The sequence below is a fragment of the Mycobacterium sp. 1482292.6 genome (assembly GCF_001672995.1).
Classification (GTDB): Bacteria; Actinomycetota; Actinomycetes; order Mycobacteriales; family Mycobacteriaceae; genus Mycobacterium; species Mycobacterium europaeum_A.
This window is the reverse complement of the sequence record NZ_LZKV01000091.1, coordinates 114,985-135,087: the sequence shown is the minus strand read 5'-3', so window position 1 is coordinate 135,087 and position 20,103 is coordinate 114,985. Positions and strand designations below refer to the sequence as shown.

General features: G+C 65.9%; 22 protein-coding genes and 1 pseudogene. 18 read left to right on the top strand and 5 right to left on the bottom strand.

The window, feature by feature from the left end; all coding sequences use genetic code 11:
• The first annotated feature begins 182 nt into the window (after positions 1-182).
• The 18 genes from A5624_RS09490 (at position 183) to A5624_RS09405 (ending at position 16,827) form a co-directional block, all read left to right on the top strand.
• On the top strand, positions 183-1,412 hold the full coding sequence (locus tag A5624_RS09490) for a PPE family protein (protein ID WP_066865072.1): 1,230 nt from the start codon (positions 183-185) through the stop codon (positions 1,410-1,412).
• Between the two features lie 120 nt (positions 1,413-1,532).
• Positions 1,533-1,778: a hypothetical protein gene (locus A5624_RS09485; protein ID WP_156748961.1), complete on the top strand. Its 246-nt coding sequence runs from the start codon at positions 1,533-1,535 to the stop codon at positions 1,776-1,778.
• A complete protein-coding gene (locus tag A5624_RS09480) occupies positions 1,778-2,698 on the top strand; it encodes an NADP-dependent oxidoreductase (RefSeq protein WP_066865066.1) in 921 nt (306 codons plus the stop codon). Before A5624_RS09485 ends, A5624_RS09480 begins: the two co-directional genes overlap by 1 nt.
• 17 nt (positions 2,699-2,715) lie before the next feature.
• The gene (locus A5624_RS09475; protein WP_066865062.1) at positions 2,716-3,144 is read left to right on the top strand and encodes a cupin domain-containing protein; all 429 of its coding nucleotides are present in this window, start codon (positions 2,716-2,718) and stop codon (positions 3,142-3,144) included.
• Positions 3,145-3,225: 81 nt separating this feature from the next.
• Entirely contained in the window at positions 3,226-4,704 is a 1,479-nt protein-coding gene (locus A5624_RS09470; protein WP_066865059.1) for an NAD(P)/FAD-dependent oxidoreductase, read from the top strand.
• A gap of 97 nt (positions 4,705-4,801) precedes the next feature.
• Positions 4,802-5,701: an NADP-dependent oxidoreductase gene (locus tag A5624_RS09465; protein WP_232002229.1), complete on the top strand. Its 900-nt coding sequence runs from the start codon at positions 4,802-4,804 to the stop codon at positions 5,699-5,701.
• 33 nt (positions 5,702-5,734) lie between these two features.
• Positions 5,735-6,124 carry a RidA family protein gene (locus A5624_RS09460; protein WP_066865053.1) on the top strand — a complete coding sequence of 130 codons (390 nt, stop codon included), beginning with the start codon at positions 5,735-5,737 and terminating at the stop codon, positions 6,122-6,124.
• Positions 6,121-6,786, top strand: a complete 666-nt coding sequence (locus A5624_RS09455; protein WP_066865051.1) for a nitroreductase family protein — start codon at positions 6,121-6,123, stop codon at positions 6,784-6,786. Before A5624_RS09460 ends, A5624_RS09455 begins: the two co-directional genes overlap by 4 nt.
• 7 nt (positions 6,787-6,793) lie before the next feature.
• Complete coding sequence (locus tag A5624_RS09450; RefSeq protein WP_066865048.1) at positions 6,794-8,263, top strand: MFS transporter; 1,470 nt, start codon at positions 6,794-6,796, stop codon at positions 8,261-8,263.
• Between the two features lie 45 nt (positions 8,264-8,308).
• Positions 8,309-9,337 (top strand): methyltransferase, encoded by a 1,029-nt coding sequence (locus A5624_RS09445; RefSeq protein WP_066865045.1) that lies wholly within the window; start codon positions 8,309-8,311, stop codon positions 9,335-9,337.
• A gap of 241 nt (positions 9,338-9,578) precedes the next feature.
• Positions 9,579-10,004 carry an MmpS family transport accessory protein gene (locus tag A5624_RS09440; protein WP_066865042.1) on the top strand — a complete coding sequence of 142 codons (426 nt, stop codon included), beginning with the start codon at positions 9,579-9,581 and terminating at the stop codon, positions 10,002-10,004.
• Positions 10,001-12,937 (top strand): RND family transporter, encoded by a 2,937-nt coding sequence (locus tag A5624_RS09435; RefSeq protein ID WP_066865039.1) that lies wholly within the window; start codon positions 10,001-10,003, stop codon positions 12,935-12,937. The genes A5624_RS09440 and A5624_RS09435 overlap by 4 nt, the downstream gene beginning before the upstream one ends.
• A 563-nt stretch (positions 12,938-13,500) precedes the next feature.
• On the top strand, positions 13,501-14,268 hold the full coding sequence (locus A5624_RS09430; RefSeq protein WP_066865036.1) for an SDR family NAD(P)-dependent oxidoreductase: 768 nt from the start codon (positions 13,501-13,503) through the stop codon (positions 14,266-14,268).
• Positions 14,269-14,285: 17 nt separating this feature from the next.
• Complete coding sequence (locus A5624_RS09425) at positions 14,286-14,816, top strand: cupin domain-containing protein (protein WP_231998451.1); 531 nt, start codon at positions 14,286-14,288, stop codon at positions 14,814-14,816.
• A 93-nt stretch (positions 14,817-14,909) separates the two neighbouring features.
• Positions 14,910-15,221 carry a hypothetical protein gene (locus A5624_RS09420; protein ID WP_066865033.1) on the top strand — a complete coding sequence of 104 codons (312 nt, stop codon included), beginning with the start codon at positions 14,910-14,912 and terminating at the stop codon, positions 15,219-15,221.
• A 5-nt stretch (positions 15,222-15,226) separates the two neighbouring features.
• Positions 15,227-15,637, top strand: a complete 411-nt coding sequence (locus tag A5624_RS09415) for a GNAT family N-acetyltransferase (protein ID WP_066865029.1) — start codon at positions 15,227-15,229, stop codon at positions 15,635-15,637.
• A complete protein-coding gene (locus tag A5624_RS09410) occupies positions 15,634-16,404 on the top strand; it encodes an SDR family oxidoreductase (protein WP_066865026.1) in 771 nt (256 codons plus the stop codon). Before A5624_RS09415 ends, A5624_RS09410 begins: the two co-directional genes overlap by 4 nt.
• 12 nt (positions 16,405-16,416) lie before the next feature.
• Positions 16,417-16,827, top strand: coding sequence for a cupin domain-containing protein (locus A5624_RS09405; RefSeq protein WP_066865023.1), 411 nt, complete (start codon positions 16,417-16,419; stop codon positions 16,825-16,827).
• Between the two features lie 50 nt (positions 16,828-16,877).
• On the opposite strand, the gene A5624_RS09400 is transcribed toward A5624_RS09405, so the two are convergent.
• From A5624_RS09400 to A5624_RS09385, 5 genes and pseudogenes are all read right to left on the bottom strand, one after another.
• Positions 16,878-17,108, bottom strand: a complete 231-nt coding sequence (locus A5624_RS09400; protein WP_066865019.1) for a hypothetical protein — start codon at positions 17,106-17,108, stop codon at positions 16,878-16,880.
• Between the two features lie 107 nt (positions 17,109-17,215).
• The gene (locus A5624_RS09395) at positions 17,216-17,788 is read right to left on the bottom strand and encodes an N-acetylmuramoyl-L-alanine amidase (protein ID WP_255362943.1); all 573 of its coding nucleotides are present in this window, start codon (positions 17,786-17,788) and stop codon (positions 17,216-17,218) included.
• Positions 17,789-18,005: 217 nt separating this feature from the next.
• Positions 18,006-18,908 (bottom strand): N-acetylmuramic acid 6-phosphate etherase, encoded by a 903-nt coding sequence (gene murQ, locus A5624_RS29465; RefSeq protein ID WP_369827463.1) that lies wholly within the window; start codon positions 18,906-18,908, stop codon positions 18,006-18,008.
• A gap of 96 nt (positions 18,909-19,004) precedes the next feature.
• Positions 19,005-19,784 (bottom strand): annotated as a pseudogene (locus A5624_RS29460) (BadF/BadG/BcrA/BcrD ATPase family protein); the annotation flags it as partial.
• Positions 19,712-20,080 carry a VOC family protein gene (locus A5624_RS09385; RefSeq protein WP_066865015.1) on the bottom strand — a complete coding sequence of 123 codons (369 nt, stop codon included), beginning with the start codon at positions 20,078-20,080 and terminating at the stop codon, positions 19,712-19,714. The gene A5624_RS09385 and the pseudogene A5624_RS29460, both read right to left, overlap by 73 nt.
• Between the last annotated feature and the right edge of the window lie 23 nt (positions 20,081-20,103).

Here is a 20,103-nt window from a genome sequence, read left to right as displayed (position 1 = left end):
GCGGCCGCCGCCGGCCAACAGTGCGTGTTATGCGGAGCCGCGCGCCAAAAATTAAGCGACTCACCCAGATTCGTTGATCGGCAGACCGCGCGCTTATGTGCGGCATGCGCGCCGGCCCTCAACTAGAGCCGGCACGATGAGCCGGGCCCGGAAGTGTTGACAGCACGCTGGAGCTTTCGAAGATGGATTTTGGGGCGCTGCCGCCAGAAATCAACTCCGGCCGGATGTATTCCGGGCCCGGCTGCGGGTCGATGCTGGCCGCCTCGGCAGCCTGGGACGGGCTGGCCGCCGACTTGCATGCGACGGCCGCAGCCTATGGGTCGGTGATCTCGGACCTGACCACCGCGGCATGGCTGGGTGCCGCGTCGGTGGCGATGGAGGCCGCCGCCGCACCCTATGCCTGGTGGCTGACGACGACTGCTGCGCTGTGCGAGCAGGCCGCCACCCAGGCCAGGGCCGCCGCAGCCGCCTACGAGGCCGCATTTGCGATGACCGTGCCCCCACCCGTGGTCGCAGCCAATCGCGCGCGGCTGATGTTGCTGATCGCGACAAACATCCTCGGTCAAAACACCCCGGCGATCGCTACCACCGAAGCCGAGTACGCCGAAATGTGGGCCCAGGATGCCGGCGCGATGTACGAGTATGCCGGCGCATCCGCTGCCGCTTCGGCGGTACCGCCATTCACCCCGCCCCCGCCTACCACAAATCCAGCCGGGGTCGCCGGCCAGGTTGTTGCGGTTGCCCACGCCAGCGCCACGCCGGCCGGCGAAGCGAACCAGACCGTCATGTCGACCGGATCGCAGCTGATCGCCGTAGTACCCAATGCGATTCAGGGACTTGCGGTGCCCTTGCCGGCCGCCGCGGCATCACTGCCATCGTTCTCGCAACTGCTGAGCTTATTGAGCCCGGTGAACCTGGCCGTTGCTTCGGCGTCGACGGGCATCACGTCGACGGGCATGGCCGGGTCGTACGCGGGCTTGGGGTATGCGGTGCACTACGACCCAGACGGTGCCAGCAAGATGGACGCCATACTGCAACGGTTGGGGGCGGCTCGGGCAGGCTCCGGACCGGGCACAATAGCGTCATCGGGCTCGGAAGACCTGGAGGCAGGCGGCGGTACGGCGCCTGAGTCGTCGGCGGGTTTGAGTCGAGCCTCCTCAGTCGGTGCGCTGTCGGTGCCCCCGAGCTGGTCCGCAGCTCTCCCGCCGATCAGACGTGCCGCGGCAGCGTGGCCGAACACCCTCCCCGGTGTTGCCCCGACGGTCCTGGCAGCGAACCCGGAAAATCTGCTCAACGAAATGCTTTTGGCGGGTATGGCCGTGCGCGGCATCCGCGGTGCTCCCACTCAGGGCCGGCCCACGATCACCATCACCGTGACGCAGCATCCGCCGGATAACCACCGCGGGCCCTGATGCGTGCCCATCCGCCCAGCGATGCCTGCTGTGCTCACCCGGGTGAATTAGCTCGCCGGGTGATGACGACTCACCCCGCGCCGGTGAATGCTGACTCAGCAGCTGGCGAGCGGAGGGCAAATGCAGCCGACCACGTACCGGATGTGCATTCAAGGCCGCGTGACCGAGCGGCTCGGGTTCGCATTCGAAGGGATGCGCCTCGAGGCCGGTACGACCGAAACCGTGTTCACCGGCGAAATCCGCGACCAGTCACAGCTTTACGGACTCCTGGACCGGGTCCGTGATCTCGGCCTCGAGCTCGTCAGCGTACAACCGCAGCCCGCGGCTGACCCGACGACAACAACCCACATCAGGAAGGACATGTAATGCGAGCCATAACTGTTTCAGATCGTGACGCCGGTACCGCTGGTCTGTCACTGACGGACCTGCCTTACCCTCAGGCGGCCGACAACGATGTCGTTGTGCGGGTCCACGCCGCCGGTTTCACCCCGGGGGAGCTCGACTGGCCGCACACGTGGATCGACCGCTCGGGTCACGACCGGACGCCGAGCGTGCCCGGCCACGAGCTGTCGGGCGTGGTGGTTGAATTGGGCTACGGCACCACACTTTTAACCGTTGGACAGCGGGTGTTCGGCCTTGCCGACTGGGCCCGCAACGGCTCGCTGGCGGAGTACGCCGCCGTGGAAGCCCGTAATCTCGCACCGCTGCCGATGGACATCGACCATACTGTGGCCGCGGCGCTGCCGATCTCGGGATTGGCCGCCTGGCAGGGTTTGTTCGACCACGGCCGCCTCGCCGCCGGGCAGACGGTTCTGATCCACGGCGCCGCCGGCGGGGTGGGGTCGATCGCGGTGCAGCTCGCTCGCGAGATCGGTGCGCGCGTCATCGGTACCGGCCGGACCGCGGACCGGGACCGGGCGACGGAGCTCGGCGTCCACGCCTTCCTCGACCTGGAGACCGAAAAGCTCGAAGATGCAGGCGAAGTCGACGTGGTGTTCGACGTGATCGGCGGAGAGGTTCTCGCCCGATCGGCCGCTCTGGTGCGCGCCGGCGGAACGCTCGTCACCATTGCTGAGCCGCCGAAGACGCAGCCGCAAGACGGAAGGGCAATTTTCTTCCTTGTCGAGGCCGATCGCGCCCAGCTCGCCGCCCTCGCCGCGCGAGTGCGCGATGGACGCCTTCGGCCGGTGGTCGGTGCAGTGCTGCCACTTGCCGAAGCAGCCGCCGCATTCGCTCCCGCGAAGCGCGTCCCGGGCAAGACGATCCTGCGCGTCGCCGAAGACTGAAAACGAAGGCAGCCGAAATGGCCATGAAAATAGCACTAGCCGCACTGGTGGTTGCGGTAATGCTCGCGCCCGCAAGCGATGCCGCGCCGGTGCCGGAGAATTCGGATCAAAACCCCGTGATCCGACCAGTTTTCAGCCAACCCACCAATGTTCCCGGTAAATCGCTGGAAGCGGTGGCCGTCAGCTATCCGCCCGGCGGTAAAAGCGAAGCCCACCACCACGCCAAATCGGCGTTCATCATGGCGTACGTGATCTCCGGAGCGATCCGCAGTCAGGTGGAAGGTGAGCCGGCACGCGTCTACCACGCCGGTGAGACGTGGAGTGAAGCCCCTGGCGCGCACCACACGATCAGCGAAAACGCCAGCACCACCGAACCCGCCGAATTACTGGCGGTTTTCCTGCTCGATACCGGAGACGGCCCGCTCACCACCAACGACAACGCCTGAAGATGAGACATCGTTCACTCCGGGCGCTCGAAACCGTCGCACGACGGCTAATCCATCGAGTCGGTTTGGAAAAGAGGGCAGATGAAAGCCAGTAAAGACTTCGACGTGATCGTCATCGGTGGCGGAGTGGGCGGTGTGGCCGCCGTGCGCAAGCTTGCATCCGTGGGCCTTTCGGTAGCGCTCGTCGAGGATCGTCTGGTCGGCGGAGAATGTCATTACTGGGGTTGCAACCCAAGCAAAACGTTACTCCGCCCGATCGAGGTGTTCAACCTCGCAAAGGCGGTTCCCGGTGTGCGAGAGGCGATTTCGGACCGCAGGTTGGACGTTGCGGCCGTCTTCAAGAAGCGCGACGCGATCGTCGAGAACCTGTCGGACCAAGACCGAATAGAGTCGCTGCGGCAAGCCGGTGTTGCGGTGTTTCACGGGTTCGCCCGGTTGAGCGGCCAACGAACAGTGCGGGTGGCCTACACCCTGGGAGACACCACCGAAGCCGTCTTGACCGCACGTCACGCGGTCGTGCTGGCCACCGGCACTCGTCCCAACGTGCCGGAGATACCTGGGCTGGCGCAGGCACGCCCGTGGACCAATCGGGACCTGACGACCATGACGCGGGTGCCGCCTCGCGCGCTGCTGGTGGGTGGCGGCCCCGTCGCTGTCGAGTTCGCGACCATCCTGAGCGGGTTAGGCTCAGCGGTAACGCTTCTGGTGCGTGAGAACACTCTGCTAGCCAACTGCGAACCCGAAGCTCGAGAGCTGGTCACGCAATCGCTGCGAAGCAAAGGCGTGACGATTCACTTCGAGACGGAGTTGTCGGCGGTATGCCGGCCCGTGCCGGGCGGCTGCGTCACGGCAACTTTCCACGACCAGACCATCGAGGTAGACGAAATCGTCCTGGCCGCGGGACGCCGCACCAACACCGACACCATCGGACTGGAATCCCTTGGCCTGCCAAGCGGCGGCTTCGTCACAGTGAACGACCATCTCCAGGCGGTCGGCGTCTCGGGCGGTTGGCTCTACGCCCTCGGGGATACCACCGGGCGTGCCCGGCTGTCTCATATCTCCACCTACCACGGCCGGGTCGTGGCCGACATCATCGCGGCCCGCGCCGCGGGACGTGAACTATCCGACAACGAGTTGATCGCCCGTGATGCCGGCAATGTGGCGCAGGTTATCTACACCGAACCTCAAGTGGCCTGGGTGGGGCGCACCGAAAGTCAGGCCCGGGCAGAAGGGTTCGCGGTTCGGACGCGGGCTGCCCGTTACCCCGGCGCGGTGTCGTTTCTTGCCCTGTACCGGGACGGCTTCCAAGGATGGGCAAAATTGGTGATCGACGCCGAGACCAACACACTTCTCGGCGCGACATTCGTGGGCCCGCAGTTCTCCGAACTGGTTCAAGCAGCCACACTGGCCATCCTCGCGGAGGTCCCGGTCAGTCTGCTACGCCATGCCGTCGCACCACATCCGACGGTCAACCAGGTTTGGGATCCGCTACTGACCCAAGAATCCGAGCTCGGCCCGTTACTGGAGAACGAGGCGCGGCAAGCGCAGAAGAGCGCGTGAGCGAATCCCTGAGAGGTACGGCAATGACCTACGAGTGGCCGGTCGTGCGACTGTGACCATGCTGGTAGCGGGGGTCCGTACGCTCGGCGGCGACGTGGTGACGTTCGAAGCGGACGACCCGCGACCGTTGGCGGCCGACGAGGCTCTTGTCGACATTCGAAGTGCCGGCGTCGGCAACTGGGACAACGTCATTCGCTATGGCGGCTGGGACGTCGGAACACCGCCGCCGCTGGCGCTCGGCGTCGAGGCCGCCGGGATCATCAAGGCCGTCGGTGGCCACTCGAGCGGATTCAGCGTAGATCAAGAGGTGCTGTGCCACCCCGTGCCGCTACGCGACCAAGGCACGTGGGCGCCGTTGCTGATCGCACCCGCCGGGTCGCTCGCCCACAAACCGCCCGAGGTTCCGTGGGAGATCGCAGCGATCTTTCCGGTGCCGGCCTTGACCGCCGAGCAGGTGGTTGCCGAGGCGTTGGCACTGCGCGGTGGAGAAACGTTGCTCGTTCATGGCGCGGGCGGAATCACCGGTGGGCTGATCGTCCAGCTGGCCGCCCTGCGCGGGGCCGAGGTGCTCGCGACCGCCGGCCCGCGCAGCGCCGACCGGGTCCGCGGCCATGGCGCCCGCGAAGTCATCGACTACCGCGATCCGCTCTGGCCCCGACACGCACGTGCGTTGGCCAAGGACTCCATCGACGCCGTCGCCAACGCGGCCCCAGGCGGTGCTGCCGCGGCGATGACCGCGCTTGCCGACGGCGGCCGGCTGGCCACCATCACCCCCGATCCACCCGCATCGACCCGGGGGATCAGCGTGACAGCGGTTTACGTCCGCTCCGACGGGGCCCAACTCGGCCGCCTCACCGCGCTACTCGCCTCCGGTCGATTGAGCATGCCGACCCCGCGTTCCTGCGGCCTCGATCAGGCCGCCGCCGCCCTCGCGCACGTCGTCGCGGGCCACGAGCCCAGCGGAGTAGTGATCACGCAAACGAACTCACCAAGTTAGCCGCAAACCTCACACCACAGAAGGAGTCTGCAGATGACCACCATTACCCCCATCCACACCGGAGTGGCCGATCACATCGGGCACTACGCCGACGCGGTCACCGTATCCGGCGGTGGCACAACAATTTTCGTCTCCGGAACACCCGGGGTACGCGAAGACGGCACGTTGCCCGACGACTTCACCGAGGAGGCGCGTCAATGCTGGACCAATGTCGAAACCGCGCTCCGCAAGGCCGGTGCCGAACTCACCGACATTGTCTACATGCGCCAATGGGTCACCAGCCGTGACAACGCGTCCGCCTACCTGGCGGTGAGCAAAGAGTTCATCCGCCACCGACCCGGCGGCATGTTCAGCATCATCGACGGGCTGGTATGGCCCGACATCCGGGTGGAAGTCGAAGTCATCGCCGTCCTGCCGGCATGAGCGATTACGCGAAACTCCAGCTATCCACCGACGAACTGCTGACCACGACCCGCTCGGTGCGCAGACGCCTCGACCTGACCAAACCCGTTCCCATCGGCCTGATCCGGGAATGCCTGGAGATCGCGGTGCAAGCACCGACGTCGGCCAACGTGCAGAACTGGAGCTTCATCGTGGTCACCGACGCCCAACAGCGTCGTGCGATCGCCGATGTGTACCGCCGCACCTGGGACCTGATCGCCGCGTCGCCGTACGCGGTCGCCGATCGGTTCAAGGAGGACCCCGCGCGCAATCGGGAGCAGCGCAAGGTGTCCGACAGTGCGGCGTATCTGGCCGAGCATTTCAGCGAGGTCCCGGTTTTAATGATTCCGTGCGTCGCGGTCATCGACGGCGACGGCAGGTTGACCGGCGAAAACGCCAACCAGTATTGGAGTTCGGTCATGCCCGCCACGTGGAGTTACATGCTGGCCGCGCGCTCTCGGGGCTTGGGAACCACGTGGACCGGGGTGACCATCATGGCCGACGACGAGATGCGGGCCATCCTCGGCCTGCCGGACAACGTCTATCACGCCACGACCGTCCCCACCGCCTACTACACCGGCACGACCTTCCGCCCCGCCAAGCGGATTCCGCTGGACGACGTGCTGCATTTCGACCGATGGTGACCCCGCAATGAGGTTGCGCGACGCGGCGCCGACCAGACGTGCCATGGTGGTCGCGGTCACGGTGTCGATGGTCGCGTTCCTCGACTCGACGGTGATCAACCTGGCCTTGCCGGCCACCGAGCACGACCTCGGGGGTGGCCTGGTGCTGCAGCAATGGATCGTCGACGGCTACCTGTTGGCGATGGCGGCCGCAATGTTGCCCGGCGGGTCCATCTCGGATCTGATCGGACGGGTACCCGTAATGCGGTTCGGGCTGTCGGCTTTCGGGGCGGGCTCGGTTCTCGCGGCGGCCGCCATCGCGCCGACGATGCTGATCACGGGGCGCCTCATCCAAGGCCTGGGAGCGGCGTTCCTCGTGCCGGGCTCGCTGGCGCTGATCAACTCGGTGTTCGACAAAGCGCACCAGTCGGCAGCGATCGGCGTCTGGACCGGATGGACGGGAGCCGCGTTCGCGTTGGGCCCCCTGCTAGGAGGACTGTGCGTCGATTTCCTCAGCTGGCGTTGGATATTCGTGGTGTCTGCGATTCCCATGGCGATCGGATATGCGCTGACCTTCTGGTTGTGCCCGATGTCGGCGCGCATCGAGGGCGCCCACGTCGATGCGGCCGGGGTGGGCCTATCGTCGATTGGGTTGGCCGCGACCGTGTTTGCGTTGATCGAATCACAACACGACGGCTGGACCGCCCCGATGGTCATCACGCCATCGGTGGTCGGGATTACCGCACTGGCCGGCTTCGTGGGCTGGCAGCACCGCAGCCGATGCCCGATGCTTCCGTTGCCGCTGTTCGCCTTTCGCAACTTCGCTGCCGCCAACCTCGTCACCGCCTTCGTCTACGGCGGGTTGACACTGGGGTCGTTGGCCGTCGCCCTCTACACCCAAGAGATCGGCGGCTACTCAGCCACCGCGGCCGGACTGGCCACCCTGCCGATCCCAGCGGTGTCGTTCCTGTTCGCCCGTCACGTCGGCCGCATCGCCGCGCGGGTGGGACCACGCGCGTTCCTGATCGTCGGCCCCGCCGTGGCGGGGGTCGGGCTGCTGCTGATTCGCCCGAAGCCCAACGGATTTCACGCGATCACCGACCTGATCCCCGGCATGACCGTGCTGGCCATTGGACTGGTCGCGACCATCACACCGCTGATGTCCGTCACGTTGGCCTCGGTGCCGATCGAACACGGCGGCCTGGCGTCGGGGATCAACAACGCCGTCTCGCGACTCGCCGCGCTGATGTCGATCGGATCCATGGGCCTGATCACCGTTGGCGTGGCGAGCGCCACCGGATTCGCCCACGTGTTAGGGGTGAGCGCTGCGCTCTTCGGCCTGGGCGCATTGTGCGCCGCGCTGTTGATCACCAACCCCGTCGCCGGGTGCCAACCTGTGCCCTGTGACATCGCGGCGCTCTGCCGCGACCGGCCCGGTGCGCAACCCGCCCTGGCCGGCCAGCCGTCGGCCGCGACCGAACCATCCCCGCCGCCGTGATGTCGCAGGAAGGTACCGCAACAGGCACGGCAAGTTGGAGGAAAGATGACCACACCACCCGTACCGTCCGAAGCCCGAGACCACGAGCGGATGATGACCATGCTGACTGGTTACTGGGTCACCCAGATCGTTCGTGCCGCAGCGACTTTCAACTTAGCGGATCATCTCGCTGGGAGTATCGATACGGCTGAATCGATCGCTGCGGAGGAGTCCCTCGATCCCGACGCCACTCGGAGGCTCATCCGGGCCTGCGCCTCGCTGGGGCTTGTGACGTCGGCCGACGGTGTGCAGCTGAGCGGGACGCCCCTGCTCAGCACGCTGCTCAGAGACGACCCGAACTCGTTGCGTGGCATGGTCCTTGCGCAAGCCGCACCTGGTCATTGGTTGACCTGGGGATGCTTCCCGGATGCTGTTCGCAGCGGCACCAGGCAGATGGAGGCTGCCCACGGTATACCTGGCACGATCTTCGACTACTTAGCCACACATCCCGACGAGGCGAGTCATTTCACCGAAGCCATGTCGAATCTCAGTGCGGCCGCTGCGATCGAGATCGCGAAGCTGGTCGATACCCGAGGCGTCGAGTACGCGCTCGACGTCGGGGGAGCAAACGGCGAGGTTCTTCGGGCGATGATGCGGTCGAATCCCGAGCTGCGCGGCGGCGTCTTCGACCTGCCGCAAATCGTGCCCTACGCGGCGGCGGCGGCTCGCAAAGATGGCCTGCGGGAACGCCTTAACGCAGTGGGGGGAGACTTTTTCGAGTCGGTACCGCCCGCAGATCTGTACGTGCTCAAATACATCCTGCACGACTGGGACGACCAGAACTGCATACGGATCTTGACAAACTGCCGTGCTGCCCTCCAAGAGGGTGGGCGCCTCGTCGTGATCGACTATCTCGTCGGAGAATTCGGCGGTCCCGTGCTGCCGACAATGATGGACATGAACATGTTGGTCATGACCGGTGGCAAGGAACGCGACATCGCAGAGTTCGACGCGCTTTTCGCCTCCACCGGATTTCGCCGCACCACCGTCGGACAGGCTGGGCAGTTCGCCGTCATAGAAACCGTAGGGATCTGACATGGTAGCCGCCACGGGGGGCCGATGTATTGGCAGCGGACGCGATCGGCCAGAGATATCAGCGAAAGGCGCTCGACTTTCACTATCACAGGGGCGACGACGATGCCTGCTCGCTGCTGCAGCGTCGCCCTAGCGGCCACCCCGGGAATCAACTCGATCGTGATGGCGTTCGGCTAGCCGTGGCACAAGCGAAGAGATGGCTTAATATCAGCCCTTCGGGCATTCCAAATCGGGGGGCGCGGTGTTGAGGCTTCTCACGCGGGCATGGGTTCCGCTGGTCGTGGTGGTGGCGCTGGCCGTCGGCGGCATCGCGGTGATGCGACTCAATGGCGTCTTCCCTGGACCCGGCTTGCCCAAGCCCGATCCCCGGGATGCCACCCCGCCCTATGCGGCCAAGACCGCCATCTACGAAATACTGGGGCCGCCCGGGACGACCGGAGTCGTCAACTGGATGGATGCGGAGTCGCTGCCGCAGAAGGCGAACTTCACGACATTGCCGTGGTCGAAGACGATCGTCGCCGAGATGCCCGGCATCTTCGCCTATGTCGTCGCCCAAGGTGACAGCCCCTTCATCGGTTGCCGCATCACCGTTGACGGCAAATTGGTCGATCAGCAACAGGCCAACGGGCACAACGCGCAAGTTTCCTGCTTGGACAAGTCGGCATGACCGACCAAACCAGCGACACGGACGAAATCCCCGTCGCGCAGCCCTATGAGCTCGAGCGCAAACCGCGCCTCGCTCGTACCATCCGCGCGCTGGCGCTGCCGATCGTCGTGGCCTGGGTGCTGATCGCGATCGGGGTGAACGTCTTCGTCCCGCAGTTGGAGAAGGTTGCCGAGGAGATTTCCGTCCCGCTCTCGCCGTCAGACGCACCATCGGTAACCGGGATGAAACACATCGGCGAGAAGTTCAAGGAGTACGACTCCGACAACCTCGTCCTGGTCACCCTGGTCGGTGACAAACCGCTCGGCCCGGACGCCCACCGGTTCTACGACGACCTGGTCAAAAAGATCCAGGCCGACCACGAACACGTCGAGCATGCGCTGAACTTCTGGGGGCAGCGATTCACGTCCTCAGGTGTGGAGAGCTACGACCATAAGGCCGCCTACGTCCAGGTCAACCTCAAAGGCGATCAGGGTGGGGCGGTCGGCGACGAATCCGTTGCCGCGGTGCGCAAGATCGTCGCGGACTCCAAGCCGCCCGCCGGCGTCAAGGCCTACGTCGCGGGCCAGGGAGCGCTGACCGCCGACGTGATTGTTGTCGGTGACAAGAGCCTGGCCAAGATCACGATCATCACGGTCGTGATCATCGCGCTCATGCTGATGTTCGTTTACCGGTCCATCAGCACCGTGTTGCTGACCATGGTGATCCTCTTCGTGGGACTCGCGGCCGGCCGCGGCGCGGTGGCGCTGTTGGGCGAAACCGGCGTCATGGGGTTGTCGACCTTCGCCGTGAACCTGCTGACCTCACTCGCGATCGCAGCGGGTACCGACTATGCGATTTTCATGGTCGGCCGCTACCAGGAGGGCCGCGAACGCGGTCTGGACCGTGAGGCCGCCTATTACGACACGTTCGCCGGCGTCAGCAAGGTGGTCCTGGGCTCCGGGCTGACGATCGTCGGGGCGCTGGCCTGCTTGAAGTTCACCCGGCTGCCCTACTTCAGTTCGCTGGCGTTCCCGTGCGCGGTGGGACTGCTGGTGGTGGTGGCGGCTGGGGTCACGCTGACGCCCGCTCTCATTGCAGTCGCCAGTGGCTTCGGCCTTTTGGACCCCAAGCGCAAGTTCAACTACACCCGCTGGCGCCGCCTGGCGACGGCCATCGTGCGCTGGCCGGCGCCCATCCTCGCGACCTCGGTCATCCTGGCGATCGTTGGCGCCCTTGGTCTCGCGGGCTTCACCCCGCGCTACAACGACCTGTATTACCTGCCGAAGAGCGCGGCCTCGGTGCAGGCGTACGACGCGGCCGATCGGCACTTCACCCAGGCCCGCCTGAACCCGGACCTGCTGATGATCGAATCGGACCACGATTTGCGCAATCCCCGAGACATGCTGGTGTTGGACAAAGTTGCCGGTGCCATTTTCCGGGTGCCGGGCATCGAACGGGTGCAGAGCATCACCAGACCGCTCGGCCCACCGATCGAAGACGGGTCCATTCCGTTCCAGCTGAGTGTGCAAACCGCGCCGATCCGCAGCAACCTGAACTACCTCAAGGACCGCGTCGCCGACATCAAGAAGATCATCGGAGATCTCGACACCCAGATCGCGCTGTTGGAGCGCCAGTACGCGATAACCCAAAAGCTCGCCGACGCCGCGGAGGACAGCTCGAAGACCACCGGAGAGACGGCGGCCATCACGGACGAGATCCGGGACCACATCGCGGATTTCGACGACTTCTGGAGGCCGATTCGCAGCTACTTCTACTGGGAGAAGCACTGCTACGACATCCCGATCTGCTGGTCGCTACGGTCGCTGTTCGACGCGCTGGACGGATTCGATCAGCTGGCCGAAAAGTTCCACGCCCTCACCGGCGATCTCTCCAACACAGCCAAGGCCACGCGCGAATTGCTGGCGATCATCCCGGAGAACATCGCCGTCACCAAGTCGATCCGCGATACGACGCTGACCATCTACAGCACGTTCGACAACCTGGTCGATCAGTTCGATCGGCTGACCGACACGAACGCCGTAATGGGCAAATCGTTCAACGACGCTCGGGTGGAAAGCCTGTTCTACCTGCCGCCGGAGATCTTCCAGAACTCCGACTTCCAGTTCGGGTTGAGCCTGATGGTGTCGCCCGACGGAAAGGCAGCGCGCTTCATCATCACTCACTCCGTGGACCCGGCGACCGCGGAAGGCATCAAGTCCGTCGAGCAAGAGCGCAACGCGGCCAAGGAGGCGCTGAAGCTCACCTCGCTGGAGAACGCCGACATCTATCTCGGCGGCACCGCCGCAACATTCAACGACATCGCCACTGGCGCCTGGTACGACCTGCTGATCGCCGCGGTGGCGTCGATCGTGCTGATCTTCATCATCATGGTGATCGTTACCCGCGCTCTCGTCGCCGCGGGAGTCATCGTCGGCACGATCGTGCTGTCGCTGGGCGCGGCGTTCGGATTCTCGACGCTGATCTGGCAGCACCTGGGCCACTTCCAGTTGCACTGGGTGGCAACGGAATTCGCGTTGATCGTGCTCTTGGCGGTGGGGTCCGACTACAACCTGATGCTGGTGTCCCGAATCGAGGAAGAGATCGGAGCCGGCCTGAACACGGGACTCATCCGCGGCGTCGGCGTGACGGGCCCGGTGGTGTCCGCGGCCGGTGTGGTTTTCGCCGTCACGATGGCCGCGATGCTCTCCAGCGATCTGCGGGCGATCGGTCAGTTCGGGTCCACGATCGGGATCGGTCTGATGTTCGACACCTTCGTCGTCCGAACCCTCATCACGCCGTCGATCATGACGGTGATGGGCCGCTGGTTCTGGTGGCCGAAGCGAGTGCGGGTCCGTCCGGCCAGCCAGATGCTCCGGTCCGTCGGCCCGCGGCCGCTGGTCCGTGCTCTGCTGTACCACCCGCGGCACGGTGCCCCACCGGACCCGCAGACCTAGCACCCCGCACAGCGGGCGTCGCCGATCGCCGGATGGTCTCGGCTACCGGGCCGCCTTGGCGGCGTGGCGCCGAGCCTTCCCCTTCGCGTGGGCCGAGCAGCAATGACCCATATCGCAATGGAACCGGTCACTACAATCATGCGAACAATAGACTGAGGCGGCCGGAAGCCATTCCGGATCGGACAAATCCCGCGGCCGGTCGTTTGGATCGAACGTATGGCCGCAATGTACACAGACCCTGGTCTTGGTCTTGGACATACCGCTCAGGGTACGCGCCATCGCCCCAAATCGGGGCTGATTCCAGGGCGAGGGTCAACGGTCTGCGTTTCGCCAAAAGATCGTGCAGTCAAAGGTAACTGTATTTACGCGAACGTAATTACTAATCGTTACCGCCCTATTCATTCACGCGTCGCTTCAGGCGGCGCATTCTCACCCGGGTGAATGGGTGGTTGGGGTGATGACAGTTCACCCGGGCCGGCCGCAGCCTAGGTACGAGCGACCGCGGGATCGTCCGTCCGGGTCCACTCGTAGCTGTCAAGGAGAGCCAGGAAGGGACCCCGCTTATGCATTTCGATGGCAAGAAGGTCATCGTTGTCGGCGGTAGTGCCGGCATGGGGCGGCAGGTCGCGATCGACATCGTCGGTCACGGCGGCAGCGCGGTGATCGTCGGACGGTCGAAGGCGCGCGTCGACGACACCGTCAGCGAGCTGACGAGCGACGGGGAAGCCTCGGGCATCGTCGCCGACCTGACGGACCGTGCGGCGGTCGCCGACGCGCAGCGCGCGCTTTCCGAGAATCACAGCGACGCCACGCTCCTGGTGAATGCGGCCGGATTCTTCATCCCGAAGCCGTTTCTCGCGTACGACTCGCAGGACTACGACTCCTACATGGAGCTGAACTTCGCCTTGTTCTTCCTGACGCAGACCGTCGTCGCGGGCATGATCGCACGCGGCGAGGGCGGGTCCATCGTCAACATCGGTAGCATGTGGGCGCATCAGGCACTGGGCGTGACCCCATCGACCGGCCATTCGATGCAGAAAGCCGGGCTGCATGCGCTCACCCACAACCTGGCCATCGAGCTTGCCGGGCATCAGATCCGCGTCAACGCCGTAGCGCCGGCCGCCGTCAAAACCCCCGCTCTCGAGCGGTGGGTCCCGAAGGACGAGATCGACTCCACCCTGGACACTTTCGCGCCGATTCATCCCCTGGGGCGAGTCGGCACCCCCGCCGACGTCGCCAACGCCATCACCTATCTGCTCTCCGACGCGGCCAGCTGGGTCACCGGCGCGATTCTCAATGTCGACGGCGGCATCATGGCCGGGCGCAACTGAGCTGACGGAGGATCCCAGTGACAAACGACATCTTGAGGCCAGGCGGCCCGTCGGCCAAGTCGGTCGGCCGCACCGAAGGCAAGTACGTGTTCAACGGGACGGTCGGTATCCGCCACATCCTGGATAGGTTTCAGGCGGAAGGGCGTTTCTCCGTGCTCGAGCATCCCATGTCACCCCGAGCGTTGGCCGCACCACTTCATCGCCACCACAACGAAGATGAGTACAGCTTCATCATTGAGGGACGCGTGGGCGCTTTGCTTGGCGACGAGGTGCTCTATGGCGGACCAGCCGACTTCATTTTCAAGCCACGAGGCCAATGGCATACATTCTGGAACGCGGGCGATGAGCCGGCCCGCATCCTGGAGATCATTTCCCCCGCAGGATTTGAGCAGTTCTTCGACGAACTTTCCGACCTCGGCGGCATAGCCAAGATATCGACAGAGACGCTGGATCAACTCTGCGCGCGGTACGAACTTGAGATGGATGTCGACAGCGTCCCCGAACTATGCAAACGCTTCGGATTGAAATTCCCCGGTGAACCTATTTGATAGTGGACCCCCGGAGTCCGAATTCCCGGTACACACAAGCAAAGTCGGCGGGAAAGCCACAGGTCGGCGAGCGAAAAGTCAAGGAGGACAACCTTGGACGGCGACTACGACGACCCGGGACCCGATAATACGCTGGGCCCCAGCGAATCTCTGGACTCCGACGAGGTGCGCAACGACGATGGTGACATCGTGGTCGACGCTCCATTGCGATGGATCTCGCCCAAGGAAAATTTGGCGCTGGATGAGCGCCTGGCCGCTGAGGAGCCCGAGTTCGGGTACACCGAGCAACCGCCGCTGCGGCCCCGGCGCCACCGCGGTCAGATCAGTGGCAGCCCACACGACGGCACATCGTTCTATGGTGTGGCGCGCCAAGAGTTTGACCGGGATGACGAGGACGTCGGCTGACCGCTATGAGTGAATCACCAACGCCGATGGGCACTATCGAACGCAGGGCAAACCATGGCCTGCTAACAATCATCGCCGACAACGCCCGAGAAGGTCGGTTCGAGGCCACCGTAGACGACCAGGTGATCGGTTGGCAGCCCTACCGCCGCTACCGCGGCCACATCGTGTTGATGGCCACCGAAGTCGATTCGCAATGGCGTGATCGGGGTGTGTCCTCGGCGATGATCGGTGGTGTGCTCACACTGATCCGCAGGGCCGGGCACACGGTTATCCCGCGGTGCAAGATCACGGGTGACTACATTCTGCGCCATCCTGAATATCGGGATCTGGTGACCGACCAATACCGGGGATTGCTCCGCCCGGTGTCGCGGCCTGCCGCGCCCGACGAAACCCGAACTGTGAAAGGTTCATCATGAAGATCGTCGTCATCGGCGGACGCGGGCTGATCGGCTCGAAAGTCATCTCCAAGCTCAGCGCCCAGGGGCATGACGTGATCGCGGCCTCACGCCGATCAGGTGTCGATTCATTCACCGGCGCAGGCCTTGGCGGCGCGCTCGCCGGTGCTGATGTGCTGGTCGATGTCGCTGATTCGCCAGAGTTCGACGATGAACCCGTGATGCGCTTCTTCACCACCACGACCACCAATCTCCTTGCGGCTGAACAAGAAGCCGGAGTCAACCACCATGTGGCGTTGTCCGTTGTGGGTGCGCAGACGATGCCGGACAGCGGCTACAACACCGCGAAAGCCGTTCAAGAAAACCTGATCAGGAAGTCCGGTCGGCCTTATTCGATCGTGCGAGCGACGCCCTTCTTCGAATTCGCCGTTGGACTGGCCGATTCCGCGACCGAAGGTGACGTGGTCAGGCTGCCGCACGCGTTGTTTCGTCCTATCGCCGCCAACGATGTCGCGACGGCCGTGGCCCACGCGGCCGGCGGGAGCCCCATCAACGCAGTGATGGAGATCGCCGGGCCAGAGGCAATAGGGATGGACGACTTTGTTCGCATGGGCCTTGCCGCCGTTGGCGATCATCGTCACGTCGTGACCGACGCACTGGCGCCCTACTTCGGTGCCGTGATCGACGATCACACCCTCGCGCCCGCTGAGAACGCCACCATCTTCACCACCCGATACTCCGACTGGATCGACGCACACTCCGGTCGTGCGCCCGTTTCGCAACCATAAGAGGGGCAACGAATGGTGCAGGACACGACCGACTCCGATTCGACCTCAACTATGACCGTGTTGCAGGAAGTACCGTCGGCGTTGATTCCCGACGATGCCCATGTGATGACGGTTCTCATCAGCCATCCGCCGGGGGCCCCGGGTTACCCACCACATCGCCTTCCCGGCGGCCCGGGGTTCGGTTACATGATCGACGGTGAGTTGTTGTTCGAGATCGAGGGTGAGCCGCCACGCGTCCTGCGCGCTGGAGACGCGTTCTGGGGGCCGGGCGGCGACGTGATCCACTATCAGGACGCCAACAACCGCACCGACATTCCTTGCAGCTTCGTCCTCACCCTGTTCCGCGTGCCCGGGCAGCCGATGCTCGAACGGGTTACCGACGAGGAGTTGGCGCAGCGAAAGGGATTGCGCGTCACCGGTTGACTGGCTCGGCTCGCCAGGTCGACGAGGACGACCAGTGGGATGGCGAGCGGCTAGGAAGCGTCGCGCAGGCGGGTCTCCACACCCTTGATCCCCTGACGCAGGTGCTCGGCCAGGTACCATTCCTCACCGCTATGGGCATCGCGTAAGGCCGTGTCGACCGCCGATTTGGCATCAGAGAGGTGCTCTCGGCGTTCGTCCCCGTGAGTGGTGATGGCATGGAGGACGGCCGTCACGGCCTCCTGGCAGGCGTTGGCGAAACCGCTGAGATGTGTGACCGACATGCTGACCCCTTCTTAGCCCGTGCTCAGCGAGATGCCCGCTGCTGAAGGACTGCAAACATTTCCGGCGATTCGCATCCCGGCGGCCTCCGACGAGCGGATGGCGGTGGTCAGTTGCCGGCCTCGATTGACGCGACCCGTGCGGCCGCGTCGGGTCCGCAGAAGCGCTGAAGATCCACTCCGCCCGCGCCGAGGAGATCGTCGATGCGGCGCTTGAGGTCGCCCGAGGATAGGTGGGCGTACAGGTTTCGACCCGGGCACGAGGTTTGGGCCAGGTCCCGATGGCCCGCCAGCGTGTCGGTCGAAACGCGAAAATTCTGGGCGGCCCAGGCGAACGCGCGCGCCGCCCCCTGAAGCTGGGCCTCCGGCACGGCCTCTTGATCAAAGTCTCCTTCGCAAAGAACCAGGAAATGGCCCGTCGTGTCGTAGTCCGTCGCGGTGTCGCCCGCGATCTCGGTGCTGCGCAGTTCGTAGATGTTGCCATTGCGGTCGACGCCGACGTGATAGGCGATGTCGACCCATCCGTGCTGATCCTGGTGGAATCGCTGATCCTGGCGGAGATGGTTTGGGGCATTGCGGTTTTCGCCGAGGACGACGGCCTCGTGGTGGAGCGTCATCCGGGTGATGGTGTGGCGCTTCCCTCCGGAGCGGGCCGGTCGGGCGCCCCAGGCGTCCCGGCACAGCAGCAGTGCCGAAGTCGTGGCGGTCAGGTGCGCACCGATTGTCGATGTCGGGGGAGGAGCCGGTGCCGAAGGCGGGCTGCCGAGCAGGGACGCCGCCCCGGCGCCGCCGGCGAGCGCTAGCAGCTGACGGCGGCTGACCAGAGCCGGCGGGCCGCACGCTGGCTCACACACGATCCTCACGATACGGGCGTGACACCGGCCCGCGGGACGACTTCATTCATGTCCCACCCAACGCGGCCCGCACGCGTCCGCGCGCCCGGTCGAGCCGGGCGGCGGCCTCGGCCGCATCGAGGCCCGCGAGCAATGCGACGATCGCGGTCTTGGCGTGACCGCCCGCGGCGGCCAGCGCGGTCGCCGCGGTCTCCTCGTCGACGCCGGCCACGTCGCGAACGATCCGCACCGCGCGACGACGCACCTTCGCATTGGTCGCCCGCACGTCGACCATCCGCGGTCCGAAGGCCTTGCCGAGCGCGATCATCACGCTCGTCGAAAGCGCGTTGAGCACCACCTTCTGCGCCGTCCCGGCGGTGAGCCGGGTGGACCCGGCGAGCACCTCCGGCCCGGTCAGCAGCTCGATCACGAGGTCGGCGGACGCTTCGCTTCGCGGGTTGTTGACTATCGCGACGGTCAGCGCACCCATCGTGCGGGCGTGCGCGAGGGCTCCCACCACGTACGGCGTGCGGCCCGACGCCGTGATCCCCACGAGCGCGTCGGCAGCGGTCAGGTCCGCGAGATTGGCGGGATCGAACGCATCCTCCGCGCCCTCGATCGCCTCGGTCAAAGCCGTTGGCCCGCCGGCGATCACGCCACGCACCAGGTCGGTGCCGAACGTCGGCCCGCACTCGGCCGCGTCGAGCACCCCGAGCCGGCCGGGTGTCCCGGCACCGGCGTAGATCAGGCGGCCGCCGCGTTCGAGCCGTGCGGTGATCGCCTCGGCCGCCGCCGCGATCTGCGGGACCGCCGTGGCCACCGCCTCGTGCGCTTCGCCCTCGGCTGCAACGAGCAGCGCGACGACCTCGCCGATGGGCCGCGCGTCGAGGTCGTCCAGGCCTGGCCGCACGGCCTCGGTGGCGAGCGCGTCGAGCCCTTGCGGGACAGGGACTTTCGGATCCGCCTGCACGCGAATCAGGTAGGGCTCGTGGATCGCTGAAAGCCGCAGCGCGCCGTCGAGCGCGTCGCCGGCCGCGGGGATGAGGTCGAGCCCCGAGCGGAGCGCCTGGACTCCCGCCAGCCCACCGACCATCGCCACCGGGCCATGGCCGGCCGCGCGGGCGGTCGCGGCGAGCGCCTGCGCGGCGGCGCTGACGATCCCCAGCGCCGCGGCGTCACCCTCCGCCGCCAGGACGTCGGGCGCGAACGACGCGACCGCGGCGGCGCCCGTGAGCTGCGCGGGCCAGGTCTCCGGCGCGCCGAAGCGGGCGCGTGCAGCTTCTAGCAGCGCGGTGGACGGACCGCGCCCGTCGTGGGCGCGTAGCGCCGCACGCAGCCCGGCGGCGCCGATCCACGCGCCGCCGCCTTCGTCGCCCAGCCAGGGGCCCCAACCGTCGGCGGTGCGCAGCGCGCCGGTCGTGTCGATCGCGAGCGCCACCACGCCGGTGCCCGCGATCAGCACGACGCCCGCCTGTCCGTTCAGCGCGCCCGCGTGCGCGATCACGGCGTCACTGGTCACCGCGACGCGTCGGGCCGGCAGCGATGCCAACAGCGCGTCGCCCAGTGCGCGCGCCGCGTCGGGTGCCGCCAGCGCACCGGCGGCGCCCACGACCACCTCGTCGACCGGCCCGAACTTTTGCGCCACCGCCAAGATGGCCGCCTCCGCGGCCCGCACGCCGCCGGGCGTCGCGAGCCCCGGCGCGCCCGCGCCCTCGGCCCTGCGGCCGCCCGCCGCGGCCCGGCAGGACGTCTTACCGAGGTCGACGGCGAGGATCACCGCAGCTTCTGCGCCAACTCGACGATGTTGCCGTCCGGGTCGGCGATGTGCAGCGTCCGTTCGCGCCATGGTCGATCCACCGGTCCGGTGAGGATCTCGACACCGAGCCCGCGCAGCCGTTCCGCTTCCGCATCGACGTCGTCGATCACGAAGCCGATCTCACCGCAGGGCGGGTTGCCGCCCTCGCGACCGATGAGTTCCGGCAGCTTCGAGCGTTCGAAAAGCGCGAACTTGGTGTTCTCCATGTGGAACTCGACATAGCCGTCGCCCTCGATTCGGACCTGAAGGCCGATCACGTCGCGGTAGAACGCCACCGACCGGCGCAGCGACTCGACATAGTGAATGACGTAGTCCACCCGACGCATGTCATGCACGGTATCCGTTCCGT

What these genes read in the sequence shown, in the direction of transcription:
- A5624_RS09430 (WP_066865036.1), top strand. Translation starts at nt 13,501, where the DNA reads ATGCATTTCGATGGCAAGAAGGTCATCGTTGTCGGCGGTAGTGCCGGC.
- A5624_RS09410 (WP_066865026.1), top strand. Translation starts at nt 15,634, where the DNA reads ATGAAGATCGTCGTCATCGGCGGACGCGGGCTGATCGGCTCGAAAGTC.
- A5624_RS09490 (WP_066865072.1), top strand. Translation starts at nt 183, where the DNA reads ATGGATTTTGGGGCGCTGCCGCCAGAAATCAACTCCGGCCGGATGTAT.
- A5624_RS09450 (WP_066865048.1), top strand. Translation starts at nt 6,794, where the DNA reads ATGAGGTTGCGCGACGCGGCGCCGACCAGACGTGCCATGGTGGTCGCG.
- A5624_RS09475 (WP_066865062.1), top strand. Translation starts at nt 2,716, where the DNA reads ATGGCCATGAAAATAGCACTAGCCGCACTGGTGGTTGCGGTAATGCTC.
- A5624_RS09385 (WP_066865015.1), bottom strand. Translation starts at nt 20,080, where the DNA reads ATGCGTCGGGTGGACTACGTCATTCACTATGTCGAGTCGCTGCGCCGG.
- A5624_RS09485 (WP_156748961.1), top strand. Translation starts at nt 1,533, where the DNA reads ATGCAGCCGACCACGTACCGGATGTGCATTCAAGGCCGCGTGACCGAG.
- A5624_RS09470 (WP_066865059.1), top strand. Translation starts at nt 3,226, where the DNA reads ATGAAAGCCAGTAAAGACTTCGACGTGATCGTCATCGGTGGCGGAGTG.
- A5624_RS09400 (WP_066865019.1), bottom strand. Translation starts at nt 17,108, where the DNA reads ATGTCGGTCACACATCTCAGCGGTTTCGCCAACGCCTGCCAGGAGGCC.
- A5624_RS09480 (WP_066865066.1), top strand. Translation starts at nt 1,778, where the DNA reads ATGCGAGCCATAACTGTTTCAGATCGTGACGCCGGTACCGCTGGTCTG.
- A5624_RS09435 (WP_066865039.1), top strand. Translation starts at nt 10,001, where the DNA reads ATGACCGACCAAACCAGCGACACGGACGAAATCCCCGTCGCGCAGCCC.
- A5624_RS09445 (WP_066865045.1), top strand. Translation starts at nt 8,309, where the DNA reads ATGACCACACCACCCGTACCGTCCGAAGCCCGAGACCACGAGCGGATG.
- A5624_RS09455 (WP_066865051.1), top strand. Translation starts at nt 6,121, where the DNA reads ATGAGCGATTACGCGAAACTCCAGCTATCCACCGACGAACTGCTGACC.
- A5624_RS09460 (WP_066865053.1), top strand. Translation starts at nt 5,735, where the DNA reads ATGACCACCATTACCCCCATCCACACCGGAGTGGCCGATCACATCGGG.
- A5624_RS09415 (WP_066865029.1), top strand. Translation starts at nt 15,227, where the DNA reads ATGAGTGAATCACCAACGCCGATGGGCACTATCGAACGCAGGGCAAAC.
- A5624_RS09405 (WP_066865023.1), top strand. Translation starts at nt 16,417, where the DNA reads ATGGTGCAGGACACGACCGACTCCGATTCGACCTCAACTATGACCGTG.